This window comes from Kitasatospora albolonga (assembly GCA_002082585.1).
GTDB lineage: Bacteria > Actinomycetota > Actinomycetes > Streptomycetales > Streptomycetaceae > Streptomyces > Streptomyces stephensoniae.
The window spans coordinates 659,356-678,508 of record CP020563.1 but is presented as its reverse complement, the minus strand read 5'-3'; the positions used below and the strand labels follow the sequence as shown (position 1 = coordinate 678,508).

General features: G+C 72.6%; 19 protein-coding genes. 9 read left to right on the top strand and 10 right to left on the bottom strand.

Features of this window, described 5'->3' with window-relative positions; translation table 11 throughout:
* Positions 1 to 28: 28 nt before the first annotated feature.
* From B7C62_02785 to B7C62_02775, 3 genes are all read right to left on the bottom strand, one after another.
* On the bottom strand, positions 29 to 1,054 hold the full coding sequence (locus B7C62_02785; protein ID ARF71300.1) for a 6-phosphofructokinase: 1,026 nt from the start codon (positions 1,052 to 1,054) through the stop codon (positions 29 to 31).
* A 201-nt stretch (positions 1,055 to 1,255) separates the two neighbouring features.
* A complete protein-coding gene (locus tag B7C62_02780) occupies positions 1,256 to 1,981 on the bottom strand; it encodes a glutamine amidotransferase (protein ID ARF71299.1) in 726 nt (241 codons plus the stop codon).
* 34 nt (positions 1,982 to 2,015) lie between these two features.
* A complete protein-coding gene (locus B7C62_02775; GenBank protein ARF71298.1) occupies positions 2,016 to 3,254 on the bottom strand; it encodes a ligase in 1,239 nt (412 codons plus the stop codon).
* 114 nt (positions 3,255 to 3,368) lie between these two features.
* On the opposite strand from B7C62_02775, the gene B7C62_02770 reads away from it, so the two are divergent.
* Entirely contained in the window at positions 3,369 to 3,920 is a 552-nt protein-coding gene (locus B7C62_02770; GenBank protein ID ARF71297.1) for a peptide deformylase, read from the top strand.
* A 37-nt stretch (positions 3,921 to 3,957) separates the two neighbouring features.
* Here the strand turns inward: B7C62_02770 and B7C62_02765 are convergent, their stop codons facing one another.
* The gene (locus B7C62_02765; GenBank protein ARF71296.1) at positions 3,958 to 4,623 is read right to left on the bottom strand and encodes a TetR family transcriptional regulator; all 666 of its coding nucleotides are present in this window, start codon (positions 4,621 to 4,623) and stop codon (positions 3,958 to 3,960) included.
* Between the two features lie 188 nt (positions 4,624 to 4,811).
* Here B7C62_02765 and B7C62_02760 point away from each other — a divergent pair, with 188 nt between their 5' ends.
* On the top strand, positions 4,812 to 6,038 hold the full coding sequence (locus tag B7C62_02760; GenBank protein ARF71295.1) for an acyl-CoA dehydrogenase: 1,227 nt from the start codon (positions 4,812 to 4,814) through the stop codon (positions 6,036 to 6,038).
* Positions 6,039 to 6,096: 58 nt separating this feature from the next.
* Here B7C62_02760 and B7C62_02755 read toward each other — a convergent pair whose 3' ends face one another.
* Positions 6,097 to 6,585, bottom strand: a complete 489-nt coding sequence (locus B7C62_02755; GenBank protein ID ARF71294.1) for a glutathione peroxidase — start codon at positions 6,583 to 6,585, stop codon at positions 6,097 to 6,099.
* A gap of 58 nt (positions 6,586 to 6,643) precedes the next feature.
* Positions 6,644 to 7,168 carry a GNAT family N-acetyltransferase gene (locus tag B7C62_02750; protein ID ARF71293.1) on the bottom strand — a complete coding sequence of 175 codons (525 nt, stop codon included), beginning with the start codon at positions 7,166 to 7,168 and terminating at the stop codon, positions 6,644 to 6,646.
* Between the two features lie 113 nt (positions 7,169 to 7,281).
* Here B7C62_02750 and B7C62_02745 point away from each other — a divergent pair, with 113 nt between their 5' ends.
* Positions 7,282 to 7,518 carry a hypothetical protein gene (locus B7C62_02745; GenBank protein ARF71292.1) on the top strand — a complete coding sequence of 79 codons (237 nt, stop codon included), beginning with the start codon at positions 7,282 to 7,284 and terminating at the stop codon, positions 7,516 to 7,518.
* Positions 7,519 to 7,530: 12 nt separating this feature from the next.
* On the opposite strand, the gene B7C62_02740 is transcribed toward B7C62_02745, so the two are convergent.
* Both B7C62_02740 and B7C62_02735 read right to left on the bottom strand, forming a co-directional pair.
* Positions 7,531 to 8,397, bottom strand: coding sequence for an acyl-CoA thioesterase II (locus B7C62_02740; protein ARF71291.1), 867 nt, complete (start codon positions 8,395 to 8,397; stop codon positions 7,531 to 7,533).
* Positions 8,398 to 8,430: 33 nt separating this feature from the next.
* Positions 8,431 to 10,944 (bottom strand): DEAD/DEAH box helicase, encoded by a 2,514-nt coding sequence (locus B7C62_02735; protein ID ARF76954.1) that lies wholly within the window; start codon positions 10,942 to 10,944, stop codon positions 8,431 to 8,433.
* 138 nt (positions 10,945 to 11,082) lie between these two features.
* Here B7C62_02735 and B7C62_02730 point away from each other — a divergent pair, with 138 nt between their 5' ends.
* Both B7C62_02730 and B7C62_02725 read left to right on the top strand, forming a co-directional pair.
* Positions 11,083 to 11,874 (top strand): hypothetical protein, encoded by a 792-nt coding sequence (locus B7C62_02730; protein ID ARF71290.1) that lies wholly within the window; start codon positions 11,083 to 11,085, stop codon positions 11,872 to 11,874.
* Positions 11,875 to 12,004: 130 nt separating this feature from the next.
* A complete protein-coding gene (locus B7C62_02725; protein ARF71289.1) occupies positions 12,005 to 13,540 on the top strand; it encodes an ATP-dependent DNA ligase in 1,536 nt (511 codons plus the stop codon).
* Between the two features lie 44 nt (positions 13,541 to 13,584).
* On the opposite strand, the gene B7C62_02720 is transcribed toward B7C62_02725, so the two are convergent.
* Both B7C62_02720 and B7C62_02715 read right to left on the bottom strand, forming a co-directional pair.
* A complete protein-coding gene (locus B7C62_02720; protein ID ARF71288.1) occupies positions 13,585 to 14,946 on the bottom strand; it encodes an NADH-quinone oxidoreductase subunit E in 1,362 nt (453 codons plus the stop codon).
* A 151-nt stretch (positions 14,947 to 15,097) separates the two neighbouring features.
* Entirely contained in the window at positions 15,098 to 16,141 is a 1,044-nt protein-coding gene (locus B7C62_02715; protein ID ARF71287.1) for a phosphotransferase, read from the bottom strand.
* A 211-nt stretch (positions 16,142 to 16,352) separates the two neighbouring features.
* Here B7C62_02715 and B7C62_02710 point away from each other — a divergent pair, with 211 nt between their 5' ends.
* The 4 genes from B7C62_02710 (at position 16,353) to B7C62_02695 (ending at position 19,130) form a co-directional block, all read left to right on the top strand.
* Positions 16,353 to 17,006: a hypothetical protein gene (locus B7C62_02710; protein ARF71286.1), complete on the top strand. Its 654-nt coding sequence runs from the start codon at positions 16,353 to 16,355 to the stop codon at positions 17,004 to 17,006.
* Between the two features lie 81 nt (positions 17,007 to 17,087).
* The gene (locus B7C62_02705) at positions 17,088 to 17,750 is read left to right on the top strand and encodes a disulfide bond formation protein DsbA (GenBank protein ARF71285.1); all 663 of its coding nucleotides are present in this window, start codon (positions 17,088 to 17,090) and stop codon (positions 17,748 to 17,750) included.
* A gap of 112 nt (positions 17,751 to 17,862) precedes the next feature.
* Complete coding sequence (locus tag B7C62_02700) at positions 17,863 to 18,231, top strand: CopY family transcriptional regulator (protein ID ARF71284.1); 369 nt, start codon at positions 17,863 to 17,865, stop codon at positions 18,229 to 18,231.
* A complete protein-coding gene (locus B7C62_02695) occupies positions 18,228 to 19,130 on the top strand; it encodes a hypothetical protein (GenBank protein ARF71283.1) in 903 nt (300 codons plus the stop codon). Before B7C62_02700 ends, B7C62_02695 begins: the two co-directional genes overlap by 4 nt.
* The last annotated feature ends 23 nt before the right edge of the window (positions 19,131 to 19,153 follow it).

Sequence of the window (19,153 nt, the reverse complement as noted above, 5' to 3'; positions counted from 1 at the left end):
CGGGGGCAGTTCTCGGGGGCCGGTTCCGCTAGAGCACGCACTCCGCCTCGGCGTACCGCTCGGCCGGGACCGTCTTCAACGTCTCGACCGCCTCCGCCAGCGGGACCATCACGATGTCGGTGCCGCGCAGCGCGGTCAGCATCCCGAACTCGCCCCGGTGCGCCGCCTCCACAGCGTGCCAGCCGAACCGGGTCGCCAGGACGCGGTCGTACGCGGTCGGGGTGCCGCCGCGCTGGACGTGGCCGAGGATGACCGGGCGGGCCTCCTTGCCGAGCCGCTTCTCCAGCTCCCCGGAGAGCTGCGTGGCCACCCCGGCGAACCGCTCGTGGCCGTAGATGTCCTTGACGCCCTGCTCGAACTGCATGGAGCCCGCGCGGGGCTTGGCGCCCTCGGCGACCACCACGATGGCGAACTTCTTGCCCGCCGAGAAGCGCTTGCCGACCAGCTCGGTCAGCTCGTCGATGTCGAAGGGGCGCTCGGGCACCACGATGGCGTGGGCACCGGCGGCCATCCCGGAGTGCAGGGCGATCCAGCCGGTGTGGCGGCCCATGACCTCGACGATCAGCACCCGCTGGTGCGATTCGGCGGTGGTCTTCAGCCGGTCCAGGGCCTCGGTCGCGACCCCGACGGCGGTGTCGAAACCGAAGGTCACATCGGTGGAGGCGATGTCGTTGTCGATGGTCTTGGGGACCCCGACGATGGGCAGCCCGGCCTCGGAGAGGAGGTTGGCCGCCTTCAGCGTGCCCTCGCCGCCGATCGGGATGATGGCGTCCAGGCCGAGGTCGGCGACATGGCCGCGGGCCCGCTCCACACCGTCCCGCAGATGCGCGGGCTGGACCCGGGAGGAGCCGAGGATGGTGCCGCCGAGGGCCAGGATGCCGCCCACCGCGTCGAGGTCCAGCTTGCGGTAGTCGGCCTCCAGCAGGCCCTTCCACCCGTCGTGGAAGCCGATGACCTCGTCGCCGTGGTCCACCACCGCGCGGTGCACGATGGAACGGATGACGGCGTTGAGGCCGGGGCAGTCGCCGCCGGAGGTGAGTACGCCAATGCGCATGGCCCGAGAACCTTTGCAACGTTAAGTCGACGACCGGACCACGTCGTCCGGTTGGATCTCCGCCACCCTACCGGCGCAGGGTGGCGGGACCGAACCGGCCGTCCGCCTGCTGGACTCCGCTCGATCGAGCGGAAATCGCCTCAGACGGACGCCGCTCGGGCGAGCGGGAAACGCCTCATCGGGCGGGCCGGGCCGGTGACCTCAGGCGGGCTGGGTCGCGGCCGCGATGCGCTCGGCGCGCAGCGCCTCGTACCAGCGGTCGTCCGTGGGCGGCAGCGCGTTCACGTCGAGGGCCAGCTTCAGCAGATGGTCGGCGATCTGCGGGTTGCGGGCCATCACCGGACCGTGCATGTACGTCCCGAAGACCGTGTCGTTGTACGCGCCCTCCGTGCCGTCCCCGGTGCCGTTGCCCCGGCCGTACCGCACCCGGGCGAACGGCCGTGCCGTCGGGCCGAGATGGGTGACGCCCTGGTGGTTCTCGAACCCGGTCAGCGGCTCCAGGCCGAGCTGCGGGTCGATGTCCGCCAGTACGTCGCCGACGCACCGGGCGCCCTCGCCGCGCGTGGAGATCACATCGAGCAGGCCGAGACCCTGCTCGCGCTCACCGAGGTCGTTGATGAACTCGTGGCCGAGGATCTGGTAGCCCGCGCAGACCGAGAAGATGATCGCGCCGTTGGACGCGGCCCGGCTCAGCCCGCCGTCGCGGCGCAGCCGCTCCGCCGCGAGGCGCTGGGGCCGGTCCTCGCCGCCGCCGATCAGATAGATGTCGCCGGACGTCGGCACCGGCTGGTCGCTGCGCACGTCGACGCGCTGTACGTCCAGACCGCGCTGCCGGGCCCGCCGCTCCACGACCAGGGCGTTGCCCTGGTCGCCGTAGGTGCTGAGCAGGTCGGGGTAGACCCAGACCAGACGCAGACCGTTGTTCATGCTTCGTCCTCTCCGGAGGTGGCCGGGGCCGGGGTCAGTTGCCGACACGACGGCGCAGATCCTGGAAGGCGGTGTAGTTGGCGATGACCTCGATGCGGCCGGGCGGGGCGTACTGCACGGCCTCGTCGAGGCTCTCGCAGACCCGGAAGTCCAGCCCCGCGACCTCCAGGCGGACCGCGAGGTCCAGCTTGCGGTCGCCGAGCACGAAGATCGGGTGACCGGCCAGCTGGGTGTAGTCCACGTCCCAGAGCCAGGAGGTGTCCGTGCCGTCCGCGCCGCGCGCGTTGACGGAGAGGATCACCGGCGTCGGCGGCGGGTCGATCAGCGAGAACGTCTCCAGCCAGCCGGCCGGGTTCTTCGCCAGCAGCAGCCGCAGCTCGCGGTTCTGGAAGTTCACGACGTCGTAACGCCCCGCGACCGCCTGCACCTGGTACATGCGCTCCAGCGCTACCTGCGGCGGCACTCCGAAGACGGCGGCTACGGCGGCCGAGCTGGCGGCGTTGGCCTTGTTGGCGCGGCCGGGCAGCTGGAGGTGGATCGGCCAGGCCGAACCGTGCGGGTCCAGGACGTAGTCGCCGTTGAGTGCCCAGCTCGGGGCGGGGCGGCGGAAGCCGCACTGCCCGCAGAACCAGTCGTCGCCGGGGCGCTGCATCACACCGCCGCAGGACGGGCAGGACCAGGCGTCGTCCTTCCACGCCTGGCCGGCCGCCACCCACACCACGTTGGGCGAGGAGGAGGCCGCCCAGACGACCAGCGGGTCGTCCGCGTTGGCGATGATCACGGCCTTCGAGCCGGAGAGGCCCTCGCGCCAGTGCTCGGCCATCATCCGGGTCTCGGCCGCGCGGTCCAGCTGGTCGCGGGAGAGGTTGAGCAGCGCGATCGCCTTGGGGGTGGTGTCGCGGGCGACCCCGGCGAGGTACTTCTCGTCGACCTCGATCACGCCGAACTTCGCGTCCGAGCCGCCGGCCAGCGCCGAGGTGATGCCCGCGGGCATGTTCGCGCCGAGCGCGTTCGACACGACGGGCCCGGCGGCCCGCAGCGCCTCGGCGATCAGCCGGGTGGTCGTCGTCTTGCCGTTCGTCGCCGACACGAGGATCACGTCCAGGTGCTGCGCCAGCCGCCCCAGCAGGTCGGGGTCGAGTTTGAGCGCCACCCGGCCGCCGATCACCGATCCGCTGCCCCGCCCCGCGGCGCGTGACACCGCCGCCGCGGCCTTGCCCGCCGTCACGGCCAGCTTGGCCCGCGGCGACAACGGCTCCGTGTTGCCTGCCATCGTCCTAGATCCTCCTTGCATCGGTCCGCGCCCAGCCTATCGATGTCCGCCGCGGCGACCGCACCGCGGCACCACGGGAACTCCCCGGCGGCGGCGGAACGTACGCTTGCCGCCATGCGAAACCGCCCGATCCCCGGCAGTTCCGGACTCGTCCGTGAGATGAGTCTGCTCGGCGACCCGTTGCTCCACCGCGCCTGTGAGGACGTCACGGAGTTCGGCCCGTCGCTCGCGAGGCTGGTCGAGGACATGTTCGCCACGATGTACGCCGCGCAGGGTGTCGGGCTCGCCGCCAACCAGATCGGCGTCCCGCTCAAAGTGTTCGTCTACGACTGCCCGGACGACGATGACGTCCGTCATCTGGGACATGTCGTCAACCCCGAACTGGTCGAGGCGGACGGACTCACCGTACGCGGACCGGAGGGCTGTCTGTCACTTCCGGGGCTGGAAGCGGGCACGGAACGCTTCGACCGCGCGGTCGTCGAGGGCCTGACGATGACGGGCGAGCCGGTGCGGATCACGGGCACGGGGTGGTTCGCCCGGTGCCTCCAGCACGAGTGCGACCACCTGGAGGGCAGGGTCTACACCGACCGGCTGACCGGGCTGCGGCGGTCCCGGGCGCTGCGGGCGGCGCGCAGGGCGCCGTGGGCCCGTAAGGACACGCCTTAGAACCCCGGGCCGGACGTGTCCTGGAACCCGGGGCTTTTTAGAACCCCGGGCCGCCCTTGACGTCGCGGTCGCCCGCCTCCGCCAGCCGCCCCCACAGCAGGTCCGCCAGGCTGCGCACCAGCCGCTCGCGGGAGCAGGGCCGGTCGGCGAGCCACCAGTCGCCCGCCGCGTGCATCATGCCGACGATGCCGTGGCCCCAGATGCGGGCCATCTGCTCGCTGTCCGGCCCCAGGTCCACCCGCTCGACGATCACCTGGCCCAGCTCCTCGCCGAGGAGGCGCAGCAGCGGGGCGGAGTGGCGGCCGACGTCGAAGCCCTGCTCGGGGGAGGTGGCGGAGTCGGCCGTTCCGTCGGCGGGGTGCATCAGGAAGCGGTAGACCTGCGGGCGGGCCTCGATCGCGGCGAGGTAGGTGTCGAGCGTGGCCTCGACCCGGGCCCGGCGCTCGGCGGGGGCGTCCAGGGCCGCGCGCAGGGCGCTGAGGAGGGCGTCGGTGTGGCGTTTGGCCAGCGCGCGGTAGAGGCCGCCCTTGTCCCCGAAGTGGCGGTAGAGGATGGGCTTGGTGATCCCGGCCTCGGCGGCGATCGCGTTCATCGACGCCTGCGGGCCGTCCCTGAGCACCACCCGGTCCGCCGCTTCGAGCAGTTCGCGGCGGCGAGCCTCGGCCGCGGTCCGCTGTCGCTCGGCGCCGCGTGTGGTCTCCATGTCGTCTCTCTCCCGCCCCTGGCCATGCGATTTCTTCACGTCTGCTTCTTCGCGCCTGCGCAACGTAGCACCACGCCCGGCGCCCCTGTCGATCAGCTCCGGGGCGGTTGACAGCGGCTACTGTCCGGTAACAGACTGCGGTTACCGCAAGTAACGCGTGCTTTTCACGGCAGCGCATGGAGGGGAACATGGCCGAGTTCACGCTCGATCTCAACGACGACCAGAAGCAGGTCCGTGACTGGCTTCACGGTTTCGCGGCGGACGTCATCCGCCCCGCGGCCTCGGAATGGGACGAGCGTGAGGAAACGCCCTGGCCCGTCATCCAGGAGGCGGCCAAGGTCGGCATCTACTCCCTCGACTTCTACGCCCAGCAGTTCTTCGACCCTACGGGGCTCGGCATCCCCATGGCCATGGAAGAGCTCTTCTGGGGCGACGCGGGCATCGCCCTGTCCATCGTCGGTACGGGCCTGGCGGCCGTCGGCGTCCTCGCCAACGGCACCGAGGAGCAGATCGGCACCTGGATACCGCAGATGTACGGCGACGCGAACGACGTGAAGGTCGCCGCCTTCTGTTCCTCCGAGCCCGACGCCGGTTCCGACGTCGCCTCCATGCGCACCCGCGCCGTCTACGACGAGGCCAAGGACGAGTGGGTCCTCAACGGCACCAAGACCTGGGCGACCAACGGCGGCATAGCCAACGTCCACGTGGTCGTCGCCGTCGTCGACGCCGACCTCGGCTCCAAGGGCCACGCCTCCTTCATCGTGCCGCCGGACACCCCCGGCCTCTCCCAGGGCCAGAAGTTCAAGAAGCACGGCATCCGGGCCTCCCACACCGCCGAAGTGGTCCTGGAGGACGTCCGCGTCCCCGGCCACTGCCTGCTCGGCGGCAAGGAGAAGCTCGACGAGCGCCTCGCCCGCGCCCGGGAGCGTGCCAAGGCGGGCGGCGAGCGGGTCAAGAACGCGGCGATGGCCACCTTCGAGGCATCCCGCCCGGCCGTCGGCGCGATGGCCGTGGGCACCGCCCGGGCGGCGTATGAGGTGGCGCTCGACTACGCGAAGACCCGCACCCAGTTCGGCCGCCCGATCATCGACAACCAGGGCATCGCCTTCCAGCTCGCCGACATGCGCACCCGGATCGACGCGGCCCGGCTGCTGGTCTGGCGCGCCTCCTGGATGGCCACCACCGGCAAGCCGTTCACCTCGGCCGAGGGCTCCATGTCCAAGCTGTACGCCAGCGAGACCGCCAAGCAGGTCACCGCGCAGGCCATCCAGATCCTCGGCGGCAACGGCTTCACCCGGGAGTACCCGGTCGAGCGGATGCACCGGGACGCCGCGATCTACACCATCTTCGAGGGCACCAGCGAGATCCAGCGCCTGGTGATCGCCCGGACGCTCTCGGGGATGCCGATCCGCTAGCGGACAGACCGGGAAGAAGGGGGCCGTCCAGGACGGCCCCCTTCCTTCACGCCATCGCTCAGCCCGGCAGCTGCGCCTCGATCGCCGCCACGACCTCCGTCGACTCCGGCTCGCTGCGCGGCCGGATACGGGCCACCGGCTCACCGGTCGGAGAGATCACGAACTTCTCGAAGTTCCACTGGACGTCCCCGGCCTCCCCGTCCGCGTCGGCCAGCTTCGTCAGCTCCGCGTACAGCGGGTGCCGGTCCGCCCCGTTGACGTCGATCTTCTCCAGGAGCGGGAAGGTGACCCCGTACGTCGTCGAGCAGAAGGTCTGGATCTCCTCCGCGCTCCCCGGCTCCTGCCCGGCGAACTGGTTGCACGGCACACCGAGCACGGTCAGGCCCCGGTCCCCGTACGCCTGCTGCAACCGCTCCAGGCCCTCGTACTGCGGCGTGAGCCCGCACTTGGACGCCACGTTCACCAGCAGGACGGCCCGGCCGCTCCAGGCGCCCAGGGTGGTCGGCTCGCCGGTGAGGGTGCGCAGCGGAATGTCGTGCAGCGTCATGAAGCTCTCTCCCTGATCATCGCGTGTGGTGCTCATTGTGCCGCTCCCCGGCTGCCGCTCACGGCCCGGCGAGCTCCTTGTAGTAGAAGGTGGTCGGCTTGAGGCTGCCCGCCGGATCGGCCGCGTATCCCGGTACGGAGCCCACCTCCGTCCACCCCGCCTTGCAGTACACCTGCTCGGCCAGGCTGCCGCTCTCGGTGTCCAGGATCAGCAGCGTGATGCCCTGCATCTCCGCGTACGCCTCCACGGCCGCCAGCAGCGCCCGCCCGAGCCCCTGGCCGCGCGCCGAGGGCCGGACCATCAGCTTGGCGACCTCCGCGCGGTGGCGGGCGTTCGGCAGTGGCGCCCGGACCAGGGCGATCGTTCCGGCGACCCGGCAGCCCTCCCGGGCGATCCAGATGGAGACCTGCCCGGACTCCACGGCCGCCGCGCGCTCCCGCCACCAGACAGCCGCCGCCTCCCGGTCCAGCGGGGCCAGGAAGCCCACCGACGATCCCTCCTCGACGGTCTCCACCAGCAGCTCGGCCATCTCGTCGGCGTACGTGACCAGCTCGGGGCCGCTCACGTGGACGATCTCGGTCATGGGTTAGGGGGTCCTTTCCAGCGGAACGATCACAGCGGAAGGGTCGGCGGCGCGCTCATCGGGCGCACCGGTCAGGGCCCGGTACGGCTCCCGATGAGGAAGGATCTCCCCCTGTGCAGTCTCCCGAACCTTTCCCCGAACCGCTGCCCGCAGTCGACCGCGAGGAGCATTCCGGTGACGCCCCGTCCCGCCGCCTGATCCGCTGCCGCCTCTGCGGCCGTCCGCTCACCGGAGCGGACTCCCGCAGGACGGGCCTCGGCCCGTCCTGCGACGCCAAACTGCACCCCGCGCCGCCCGACATCCGCACCCGCCGCCACGAGGTCGAGCAGGACCCGCTGCCGGGCACCTGAGCCGGGCCCGTACTACAGCCGACGGAACAGGCCCTCCTGCACCACCGACACCAGCAGCCGCCCCGCACGGTCGTAGATCCGGCCCCGCGCCAGCCCGCGCCCGCCCGTCGCGATCGGCGACTCCTGGTCGTACAGGAACCACTCGTCGGCCCGGAACGGCCGGTGGAACCACATCGCGTGGTCCAGGGAGGCCATGTCGAAGCCGCGCGGGCCCCACAGCGGCTCCACCGGGATGCGCACCGCGTCCAGCAGCGTCATGTCGCTCGCGTACGTCAGCGCGCAGGTGTGCACCAGCGGGTCGTCGCCCAGCGGGCCCACCGCCCGCATCCACACCGCGCTGCGCGGATCGGCGTCCCGGATCTCCTCCTTCGTCCAGCGCAGCCGGTCCACGTACCGGATGTCGAAGGGCTGGCGCCGGGCCATCCGCTCCAGCGCCTCCGGCAGCGCGCCCAGGTGCTCGCGCACCTCGTCGGCGACCGTCGGCAGCTCCTCCGGGTCCGGGACGGTCCGGGCCGGCGGCAGCTGGTGCTCGAAGCCCGCCTCCTCGGGGCGGTGGAAGGAGGCCGTTAGGTTGAAGATCGTCCGGCCCTCCTGGACGGCCGTCACCCGGCGGGTGGTGAAGGAGCGGCCGTCGCGCACCCGCTCCACCTGGTAGACGATCGGTACGCCGGGGCGGCCCGGGCGCAGGAAATAGGCGTGCAGCGAGTGCACCGGGCGCTCCCCGTCGGTGGTGCGGCCCGCCGCCACCAGCGCCTGGCCCGCGACCTGCCCGCCGAAGACCCGTTGCAGGGACTCCTCGGGGCTGCGGCCCCGGAAGATGTCGACCTCGATCCGCTCCAGGTCGAGAAGGTCCACCAGGCGCTCGGCCGGATTCGTCATGCGCTGCCTTTCCCTTTGCCGTTGTGGGCCTGTTTACAGCTGGCCGACCTTGGTGACCCGGACGACCGCCCGGCCCTCTTCGTCGGAGGCCGCCAGGTCCACCTCGGCCTGGATGCCCCAGTCGTGGTCGCCCGCCGGATCGGCGAACGCCTGCCAGACCCGCCACAGACCGTGCGCCGGGTCCTCCTCGATCTTCAGCAGCTTCGGGCCGCGCGCGTCCGGACCGGTACCGATCTCCTCGTGCGCGTCCCAGTACGCGTCCAGGGCATCACCCCACGCGTCCTCGTCCCACCCGGAGCCGCCGTCCAGCTCGCCCAGGTCCCGTACCCGGTCCAGCGCCGCCAGCTCCACCCGCCGGAACATCGCGTTGCGCACCAGCACCCGGAAGGCGCGCGGGTTGGCCGTGACCGGCTTGACCTCGTCCGCCTTCTCCTGCGCCTGCTCGGCCGTCTCCACCTCCGGGTTGGCCAGCTGCTCCCACTCGTCCAGCAGACTGGAGTCCACCTGGCGCACCATCTCGCCGAGCCAGGAGATCAGGTCCTGGAGGTCCTCGGACTTGATGTCGTCCGGGATCGTGTGCTCCAGCGCCTTGTACGCGCTCGCCAGATACCGCAGCACGATGCCCTCGGTCCGGGCCAGCTCGTAATGCGAGGTGAACTCCGTGAACGTCATGGCCCGTTCGAACATGTCCCGGATCACCGACTTCGGCGACACCGGGTGGTCGTTCACCCACGGGTGGCTCCTGCGGTACACGTCGTAGGCGTGCCACAGCAGCTCGCTCAGCGGCTTGGGGTACGTGACCTCCTGGAGCCGCTCCATCCGCTCCTCGTACTCCACCCCGTCGGCCTTCATCTGCCCCACGGCCTCACCGCGCGCCTTGTTCTGCTGGGCGGCCAGGATCTGCCGGGGATCGTCCAGCGTCGACTCGACGACCGAGACCATGTCCAGGGCGTACGACGGGGATTCGGCGTCCAGCAGGTCGAACGCGGCCAGCGCGAACGTGGACAGCGGCTGGTTCAGCGCGAAGTCCTGCTGGAGGTCGACCGTCAGCCGCACGATCCGCCCCTCCGCGTCCGGCGTCTCCAGCCGCTCCACCACCCCGCCGTCCAGCAGCGAGCGGTAGATGGCGATGGCCCGCCGGATGTGCCGCAGCTGCGCCCGGCGCGGCTCGTGGTTGTCCTCCAGCAGGCTCCGCATCGCCTCGAAGGCGTTGCCCGGGCGGGCGATCACCGCGAGCAGCATCGTGTGCGTGACCCGGAAACGGGAGGTCAGCGGCTCCGGCTCCGACTGGATCAGCTTGTCGAACGTGGTCTCCGACCAGGCGACGAACCCCTCGGGCGCCTTCTTGCGGACCACCTTGCGCTTCTTCTTCGGGTCGTCGCCCGCCTTCTTGACGGCCTTCTCGTTCTCGATGACGTGCTCGGGGGCCTGCGCCACGACGAACCCGGCCGTGTCGAAACCGGCCCGCCCGGCGCGCCCCGCGATCTGGTGGAACTCCCGCGCGCGCAGGGTCCGCACCCGGGTCCCGTCGTACTTCGTGAGCGCCGTGAACAGCACCGTACGGATGGGTACGTTGACGCCGACGCCGAGCGTGTCCGTACCGCAGATCACCTTCAGCAGCCCCGCCTGCGCCAGCTTCTCCACCAGGCGGCGGTACTTGGGCAGCATCCCCGCGTGGTGCACCCCGATGCCGTGGCGCACGTACCGGGAGAGGTTCTGGCCGAACTTGGTGGTGAAGCGGAAGCTGCCGATCAGATCGGCGATCTTCTCCTTCTCCTCCTTCGTGCACATGTTGATGCTCATCAGCGACTGCGCCCGCTCCACGGCCGCCGCCTGCGTGAAGTGCACGATGTAGACCGGCGACTGCCGGGTGTCCAGCAGCTCGGTCAGCGTCTCGGTGATCGGCGTGAAGCGGTACTCGTAGCTCAGCGGCACCGGGCGGGTCGCCGAGCGCACCACCGACGTCGGACGGCCGGTGCGCCGGGTCAGGTCCTTCTCGAACATCGAGACATCGCCGAGCGTCGCCGACATCAGCACGAACTGCGCCTGCGGCAGCTCCAGCAGCGGGATCTGCCACGCCCAGCCCCGGTCCGGCTCGGCGTAGAAGTGGAACTCGTCCATCACGACCTGGCCGATGTCGGCGTACTTCCCGTCGCGCAGCGCGATGGAGGCCAGCACCTCGGCCGTACAGCAGATCACCGGGGCGTCCGCGTTGACCGAGGCGTCACCGGTGAGCATCCCGACGTTCTCGGTACCGAAGAGCTTGCACAGGTCGAAGAACTTCTCCGAGACCAGCGCCTTGATCGGCGCGGTGTAGAAGGTCACCTTGTCCTGGGCCAGCGCGGTGAAGTGCGCGGCGGCGGCCACCAGGCTCTTCCCGGAGCCGGTCGGGGTCGAAAGGATCACGTTCGCCCCGGAGACCACCTCGATCAGTGCCTCCTCCTGAGCCGGATAAAGCGTGATGCCCTGGCTCTCGGTCCATGAGGAGAAAGCCTCGAAGAGGGCGTCCGGGTCGGCGGTCTGCGGCAGCTGGTCGATGAGGGTCACACCCCCCATCTTGCCTGTCTTCCGCCCGGATCAGGGAACCGGCGGGCACCACCAAGATCATGGGCGATACGCTGCGCACTCAACGAGCCCGCTCCGTACCGGTGATGGGCCAAGGACGTACTGGGGGCGGAAGCGACCATGATGGGACCGGCACACTCTCTGTCAGGGGCAGCGGCCTGGCTGGGGGTGGGCGCGGCAGCCGCCGCCACGGGCCACACGATGCCCTGGCCCGTCCTCGTCGTCGGGGCGCTGATCTGCGCGGGCGCCGCGCTCGCCCCCGACCTCGACCACAAGTCGGCGACCATCTCGCGCGCTTTCGGCCCGCTCTCCAAGGGGCTCTGCGAGATCACCGACAAGCTCTCGTACGCCGTCTACAAGGCCACCAAGAGCAAGGCCGACCCCCGCCGCACCGGCGGCCACCGCACGCTCACCCACACCTGGTTCTTCGCCGTCCTGATGGGCGCCGGCTGTTCCTTCGCCGCGGTCAGCGGTGGGCGCTGGGCGGTCCTCGCGATCCTTTTCGTCCACCTGGTGCTCGCCGTCGAGGGCCTGCTCTGGCGGGCCGCCCGGGTCTCCAGCGACGTCCTCGTCTGGCTGCTCGGCGCCACCAGCGCCTGGATTCTCGCGGGCGTCCTCGACCAGCCCGGCAACGGCGCGGGCTGGCTCTTCGACGCGCCCGGCCAGGAGTACATGTGGCTCGGCCTGCCCATCGTGCTCGGCGCGCTGGTCCACGACATCGGGGACGCGCTGACCGTCTCGGGGTGCCCGATCCTGTGGCCGCTCCCGATCGGCGGCAAGCGCTGGTACCCGCTCGGCCCGCCGAAGTTCATGCGGTTCCGGGCCGGCAGCTGGGTGGAGATGAAGGTGCTGATGCCCGCGTTCATGGTGCTCGGGGGAGTGGGCGGGGCGGCCGCGCTCAACTACATATGACGCGTTGCCTTCCTGTGCGGCACAGGGTGCGGTGCCCTCATGTGCCGCGCAGGAAGGCGACGCCTTCTTTTGGGCGCGCCCGGTGCCTCTTGAGCGGGCGGTCCGCCCGCGCCCGTAGCACCATGGCCGCATGCTGCTCGCCGAGCTCGCCCAGGTCTCCCTGGAGGTCGCCGCCACCTCCGCCCGCTCCCGGAAGGTGGCGCTCCTCGCCGCGCTCTTCCGGGACGCCGGTCCCGACGATGTGCCCGTGGCCATCCCGTACCTCGCCGGACGGCTGCCCCAGGGGCGGATCGGCGTCGGCTGGCGGTCCCTCGGCGACCCCGTCGAACCCGCCGCCGAGCCCACCCTCACCGTCACCGGGGTCGACGCCGGGCTGACCGCGCTCGCGGCGATCTCCGGCACCGGCTCCCAGGCCCTGCGCCGGGAGCGCCTGCGCGCCCTGTTCGCCGCCGCCACCGCCGACGAGCAGCACTTCCTGAAGGCCCTGCTCACCGGGGAGCTCCGCCAGGGCGCCCTGGACGCCGTCGCCGCCGACGCGCTGGCCAGGGCCGCCGAGGCCCCGCCCGCCGACGTCCGCCGGGCCGTGATGCTCGCCGGATCGCTCCCGGAGGTGGCCAGGCCCCTCCTCGCGGAGGGCCCCGGCGCGCTCGCCTCCTTCCGCCTCACCGTGGGGCGGCCCGTCCAGCCGATGCTGGCCCACACCGCCGCCTCGGTCACCGAGGCCGTCGAGAAGCTCGGCGCCTGCGCGGTGGAGGAGAAGCTCGACGGCATCCGCGTCCAGGTCCACCGGGACGGCGACCGGGTCCGCGCCTACACCCGGACCCTCGACGACATCACCGACCGGCTGCCCGAACTGGTGGCCGCCGTTGCCGGGCTGGAGACCGGGCGGTTCATCCTGGACGGCGAGGTGATCGCGCTGGGCGAGGACGGCAGGCCGCGCCCGTTCCAGGAGACCGCCTCCCGGGTGGGCTCGCGCCGGGACGTGGCCGCAGCCGCCGCCGACGTACCGATCGTGCCCGTCTTCTTCGACGCCCTCTCCGCCGACGGCGACGACCTGCTCGACCTCCCCTTCGCCGACCGCCACGCGGCCCTGGCCCGGCTGGTCCCCGAGCCCCTGCGGGTCCGGCGCACCCTCGTCCCCGACCCGGGCGACGCGGACGCCCGCCGGGCCGCCGAGGCGTTCCTCGCCGAGACCCTGGAACGCGGCCACGAGGGTGTCGTCGTCAAGGACCTGGCCGCCGCCTACAGCGCGGGCCGCAGGGGCGCGTCCTGGCTGAAGGTCAAGCCGGTGCACACCCTGGACCTGGTGGTACTGGCCGCCGAATGGGGGAGCGGCCGGCGCACCGGCAAGCTCTCCAACCTCCACCTGGGCGCCCGCCGCCCCGACGGCACGTTCGCGATGCTCGGCAAGACCTTCAAGGGGCTCACCGACGCCCTGCTGGAGTGGCAGACCGAGAAGCTGCGGGAGCTGGCGACCGGCGAGGACGGCCACATCGTGACCGTACGCCCGGAACTCGTCGTGGAGATCGCCTACGACGGACTCCAGCGCTCCACCCGCTACCCGGCCGGGGTCACCCTCCGCTTCGCCCGCGTCCTGCGCTACCGCGAGGACAAGACCGCACAGGAGGCCGACACCGTGGAGACGGTCCTCTCACAGCAGCGCTGAGCCGCGCCCCCGAGGCAGCGGGGGCGCGGCTCGGACGCCGGTGCTCAGTGCCTGATGACCGACGACTGCGTGTGCTCCTTGATCTGCTCGGGCGTCAGATAGGCGTCCGTGTACTCGAAGTCCCGCAGCGTCGCCGGTTTGCGCGACTGGAACCCGGTCCGTACGAAGTCGTCCCCGGCGACCGCGTTGAGCAGCCAGTTCGTCATGACCCGGGTCTTCGCCACATTCGTCCGCAGCGCCGACCAGTGGTAGCCGCGCGCCACCGCCTGCGCGGGCAGCCCGTGCAGCTCGACGCCGAGCGGCTTGGAGACCGCGTCCTTGCCGCCGAGGTCCACGACGAGCCCAAGGTCCTTGTGGACGTAGTCCCTGAGCGGCTGACGGCGCAGCGAGGCGATCAGGTTGTCCGCCAGCACCTTGCCCTGGCGCATGGCGTGCTGGGCCGTCGGCGGGCAGACCGCGCCGTCGCCCTTCGCCAGATCGGGCACCGCCGCCGCGTCCCCGAGCGCGAACACCCCGTCCGCCCCCGGCAGCCTCATCTGCGGGGTGACGGCCAGCCGGCCGCGTACGGTCTCCGCGCCGAGCGTGGCGATCAGCGGACTGGCCGCCACCCCCGCCGTCCAGATCAGCGTCCGGCAGGGCAGCACCCGGCCGTCGGTGAACGTGACCTCCTCGGCGGCGGCCTTGGCGACCGAGACGCCGAGCGACACCTCGATGTTCCGCTTGCGGAGGATCTCCAGGGCGGCCCGCCCCAGCTTGTCGCCCAGCTCCGGCATGAGCTTGGGCGCGATGTCGATCAGATGCCACTTGATCAGCTTCGGGTCCAGCCGGGGATAGTGCCGGACCGCGTTGGTGGTGAGGCGCTGGAGGCAGGCGGCCGTCTCCGTGCCCGCGTAACCGCCGCCGACCACGACGAACTGGAGCCGGGACGCCCGCTCCGCCTCGTCCTGGCTGGCGTCGGCCAGATCGAGCTGGGCGATGACGTGGTCGCGTACGTACGCCGCCTCCGCCAGCGTCTTCATCCCGCGCGCGTGGTCCAGCAGCCCGGGGATGTCGAACGTCCGGGTCACACTCCCGGCCGCCAGCACGATGTAGTCGTACGGCTCGTTGACGACCTCGTCCGTGATCTTCCGGATGACGCAGACCTTGGCCTCGGTGTCCACGCCGATCGCGCCGCCGGGGATGATCCGGGTGCGGTGGCGGCGGCTGCGGCGCAGCGAGACCGCCACCGACTGGGGGGTGAGCACGCCGGAGGCCACCTGGGGCAGCAGCGGCAGATAGAGCTGGTACGAGAACGGCGTGACGAGCGCGATCTCGGCCTCGCCCGGAGCGAGCCTGCGCTCCAGCCGTTGTACACATTCGACACCTGCGAAGCCGGCGCCGACGACGAGAATCCTGGGTGGTGCCACGGTCTGCGTCCCTTCTCGGGCTTGCGTGGTTCTGCGCTCGCCTGCCCCGTATACCGGCCGATGCACTCCTCATCCTCACCGGATGCGCCCCGGTCCGCCTCCCGGCGGGGGTGAACGGGCCGCCGCGCGGTGGACGCGCGGCGGCCCGGGATCACAGCGGCGGCTCCGTGTGCAGCTCACGCAGCCAGCGGGCCGTCTCGGCGCCGCCGGGGGCGGCCGGGGCGCCGGGAACGGCGAACATCCGCCCCCAGGAGGCGGCCCGGCCCAGCGCCGCGAGCCGCCACGCCAGGCTCACCGCCCGCCGCAGATCGCCCGCCGCCACCCCGTCGCCCGTCCACGGCTCCAGATAGGCGTCCCGCAGCCGGGGCAGCACCCGGGGCCCGAACCGGTCCTCGGCCGACCGCGCGGGGACCAGCAGGCTGGAGAACGGGTGGCCGACCAGGGCGTCGCCCCAGTCGAAGTAGGCGAACCGGCCGGGGGCGGGCCGGAAGAGCTGGCCGTCGTGGAGATCGGCATGGTCCAGCGAAGCGGCCACCCCCACCGCGGCCAGCTCCTCGCACCACTCCACCAGCCGGGGCCGCAGCCCCTCCAGCGCCACCCGCTCCTCCCGGGTGAGCGCCTCGTTCTCCGCCGTCAGCGTGTCGAACAGCCCCGGCAGTTCGTGCGGTCGGGCACTGGGCACCCCGAGACCCGTCATCTTCTCCGCGTACGGGACGAGCGCCCGCTGCATCACCGCGTAACCGCGCAGGGCGTCCTCCCAGTCCGCGAGCGTGCCCGCGCCCTCGTCCAGCACCTGCCGCAGCAGCGGTCCGCCGTCCGGCAGCAGGCACCAGCCGCGCTCCGCGTCGACGGCGAGCGGCGCCAGGACGTGGTCCGGCACCCAGTCGGCCAGGGCGGCGGCGAGAGACGCCTCGAAGGCGGCGGCAGGGGGCACGGCCTTGAACCACACCGGCCGGTCACCGGGGGCACCGGCGACGGAGAACCGTACGAGCACCGACCAGGGCCGCAGCCGCACCTCCCGGGGCCCGGACTCGCGCAGCCCGTGGGCCGCCAGATGCCCGGTCACCCACTCCAGGGCCTCCGCCCGGCGGTCCGCGTCGTCCCAGGGGGTCCTGGCGTCCGGGAAGCGCCCCCGGTCCACGGTCCCGGCCCGGCCGTCATCATCACATCCGCCGATATCAGCAACTCTGCGCATCGGAGCATTCGACCACCCGCCCGCCCGGCCCTGCATCCCTAATTCGGAGCCCGGCCGAACAGCCTCCCGTATCCCCGTCGAAGGGCGGGGGAGGGGCGGCGAGTACGCTGCCGGTGCGTGCGCGGTCGCGCGGCGCAGGCCGTCCGCCCGGACGCCCCGATCCCGTCTCGCCCTCTCCCGTCTCTCCCGCTCTCCCGCGAAAGCCACCGGTATGCCGCCGCTCCGCCCGCCCGGTCCCGCCTCCCCGGCGGCCGGGGTCGTGCGCGGGGTGCGGGCGGGGGCGCTCGCGGTGCTGTGCGTGTCGCTGCCGCTGGCCGGTCATCTGCTCGCCCGCTGCCGGGCCCCTGTGTGGGTCCTCCTCGCGGCGGTCGCCGGGGTGGCCGTTCCGGCGGCGGTGGTGCTGACCCGGCGGCGGCTGTCGGACACCCAGGTGGTGGGGGTCCTCGCCGCCTCCCAGCTGGCCTACCACCTCGCGTACGCGCTGCCCGGGGTCTGCCGTGCGGTGAGCGCGGGCGGGGTGCCGCTCTGGACCGGGCACGCGGCCGGCACCCATGTCCCCTCGGGCGTGCTGCTCTCCGGGCAGCTGGTCGCCCTGCTCGTCGCGGCCCGCGCCCTCGGCCTCACGGAACTGCTGCTCGGGCGGGGACGGCCCCTGCTGGCGGCGGTCGGCCGCCTCCTCACCCTCGTACGGCCCCCGGCGTCCGGCCTCCGTGTCCCGTGGCCGCACAGTGGGCACCGGGGGCGCACCCGGCGCCCGAAGTCGGCCGTCCTCGCGCGGCTGCGGTCGGGGCGGGCCCCGCCGCCCGGCGGGCCCACGCCGCCGCTGAGCCGGGCGATCCCGGTCGGCGGCCTCTGCCTGCCCTGACGGGTCCTGCGGGGCCCGTCCTGCCCCGCCGGGCCCACCGGCACCGCCGTGCCCGGCCCTCTACCTGAGGACGAACGACCCATGAAGAAGCATCTGATCGTCGCCGCGGTGATCCTGGCGGCCTTCGCCGCCGGACTCGGCTCCTTCCTGCTGCTGGCACCCGAGGACCGCGACCGGGGGACGGTGGGCGTCGAGGCCGCGGGCCAGCCCCAGCACATACGGGAATCCAGCCACCGGCTCACCTCGCCCGAGAACAGCGAGCTGACGGTGGTGGAGTTCCTCGACTTCGAGTGCGAGGCGTGCGGAGCGGTCTACCCGGCGGTGGAGAAGCTGCGCGCGGAGTACGGGGACCGGGTCACCTTCGTCGCCCGCTACTTCCCCATGCCGGGCCACAAGAACGCCCAGCTCGCCGCCCGCACCGTGGAAGCCGCCGCCGGGCAGGGCAAGTTCGAGGAGATGTACAGCAAGCTCTTCACCACGCAGGCGCAGTGGGGCGAGGCCACCGAGTCCAAGGAAGAGCTCTTCCGCGAGTACGCCGGGGAACTCGGCCTCGACATGGAGAAGTTCACCGCCGCCCTGAACGACCCGGCGACCACCGAGCGCATCGAGGCCGACCAGCGTGACGGACTCGGCCTCGGGGTCCAGGGCACGCCCACGTTCTTCGTCGACGGGCTCAGGATTCCCAACCCCGGCTCGTACGAGGAGTTCCGCGCGCTCATCGAGAAGAAGCTCGCACCCCGGTGACGCCCGCTGCGCGCACCCGGCCATCACGTACTCCTGAAGGTGCCGCGCGAACCTAGTATGGGGACGCGGGCGCACGAAAAGGGCGCCGGGCGGGACGGAAGAGGGACGGGGAATGCGACGGCTCGGAGAGCTCGAGGCCGAGATCATGGACTGTCTGTGGAAGTGGGACAGACCGGCGACGGTCCGCGAGGTCGTCGACGACATCAACCTCCGCCGCCCGGCCGCCTATACGACGGTGATGACCGTGGCCACGATCCTCTACGACAAGGGCTGGCTGACCCGGCGGAAGCAGGGGCAGGCATGGCTCTACACCCCGGTGCGCAGCCGTGAGGCGTACTCGGCGGCCCTGATGGAGGACGCCCTCGGGGCGAGCCGGGACCGCTCGGCCGCCCTCGTCCACTTCGTGGAACGGATGACCGACGAGGAGGTCGCCGCCCTGCGCGAGGCGCTGCGCGCGACGGGCCGGGGCGGCGAGCTGTGAACGCCGCCCCCGCCTTCCTCGGCTACGCGGCGGCCGTCGGCGTCCTGGCCCCGCCCCTGCTGCTCCGCAGCGGCTGGCCCCGGCGCGCGCCCCTGCAGGCGGTCGCCGCCTGGTTCGCCCTCGCGGCGTCCTTCTCGCTCTGCGTCGCCCTGGCCGTCCTGCACCTCGCCGACCCGGGGGCGCATCTGCACGGAATCCTCTACTCCTGCCGGGCGGCCCTGGGGCTCGGCGGCGAGCCCGACGGGGGCGCGGGCTTCTCCTGGGGGCTCGTGGCGGTCGCCGTGCTGCTCGCCGCCCATCTGGCCGGTTTCGCCCACCACGCCGTACGGGCCCGGGCCGCGCGTGCCCGGCACCGGGACGTGCTGGACAAGGTGGGCCGCCCCTCGGCGCGGCTGCGGGCCACCGTGGTGGAGCACGCCGAGCCCGCCGCCTACTGCCTCCCGGGCCGCCGGCCGAGGATCGTCGTCAGCAGCGGGGCCGTCGACGTCCTGACCCGCGCCGAACTGGGCGCCGTCGTCGAACACGAGCGGGCCCACATCCGCGGCCGCCACCACCTGGTCCTCGCGGCGGCCCACGCCTTCGCCCGGGTCTTCCCGGGGCTGCCCCTCGCCCGCCACCTGCGGGAACAGGTCCCCCTGCTGCTGGAGATGGCCGCCGACGACCGGGCCCTGCGCCGCTCCCCGCACCACGCGCTGGCCACGGCGATGTTCACCCTCGCCGCAGGCCGGGCCCCGCGCGGGGCGCTCGCGGTCGGGGGCGGGAGTGTGGTGATCCGCCTGAAGCGCGTCCTGGCCCCGGGACCGGCCGCGCACCCCGCCCTGCGCTGCACGGTCGGCACCGGCGCCCTCATGGCCCCGCTGCTGCCCGTCCTGCTGACATGCCACGCCGGACTCGGGTGACGGCCGCGGGCCCGGCCCCGCCC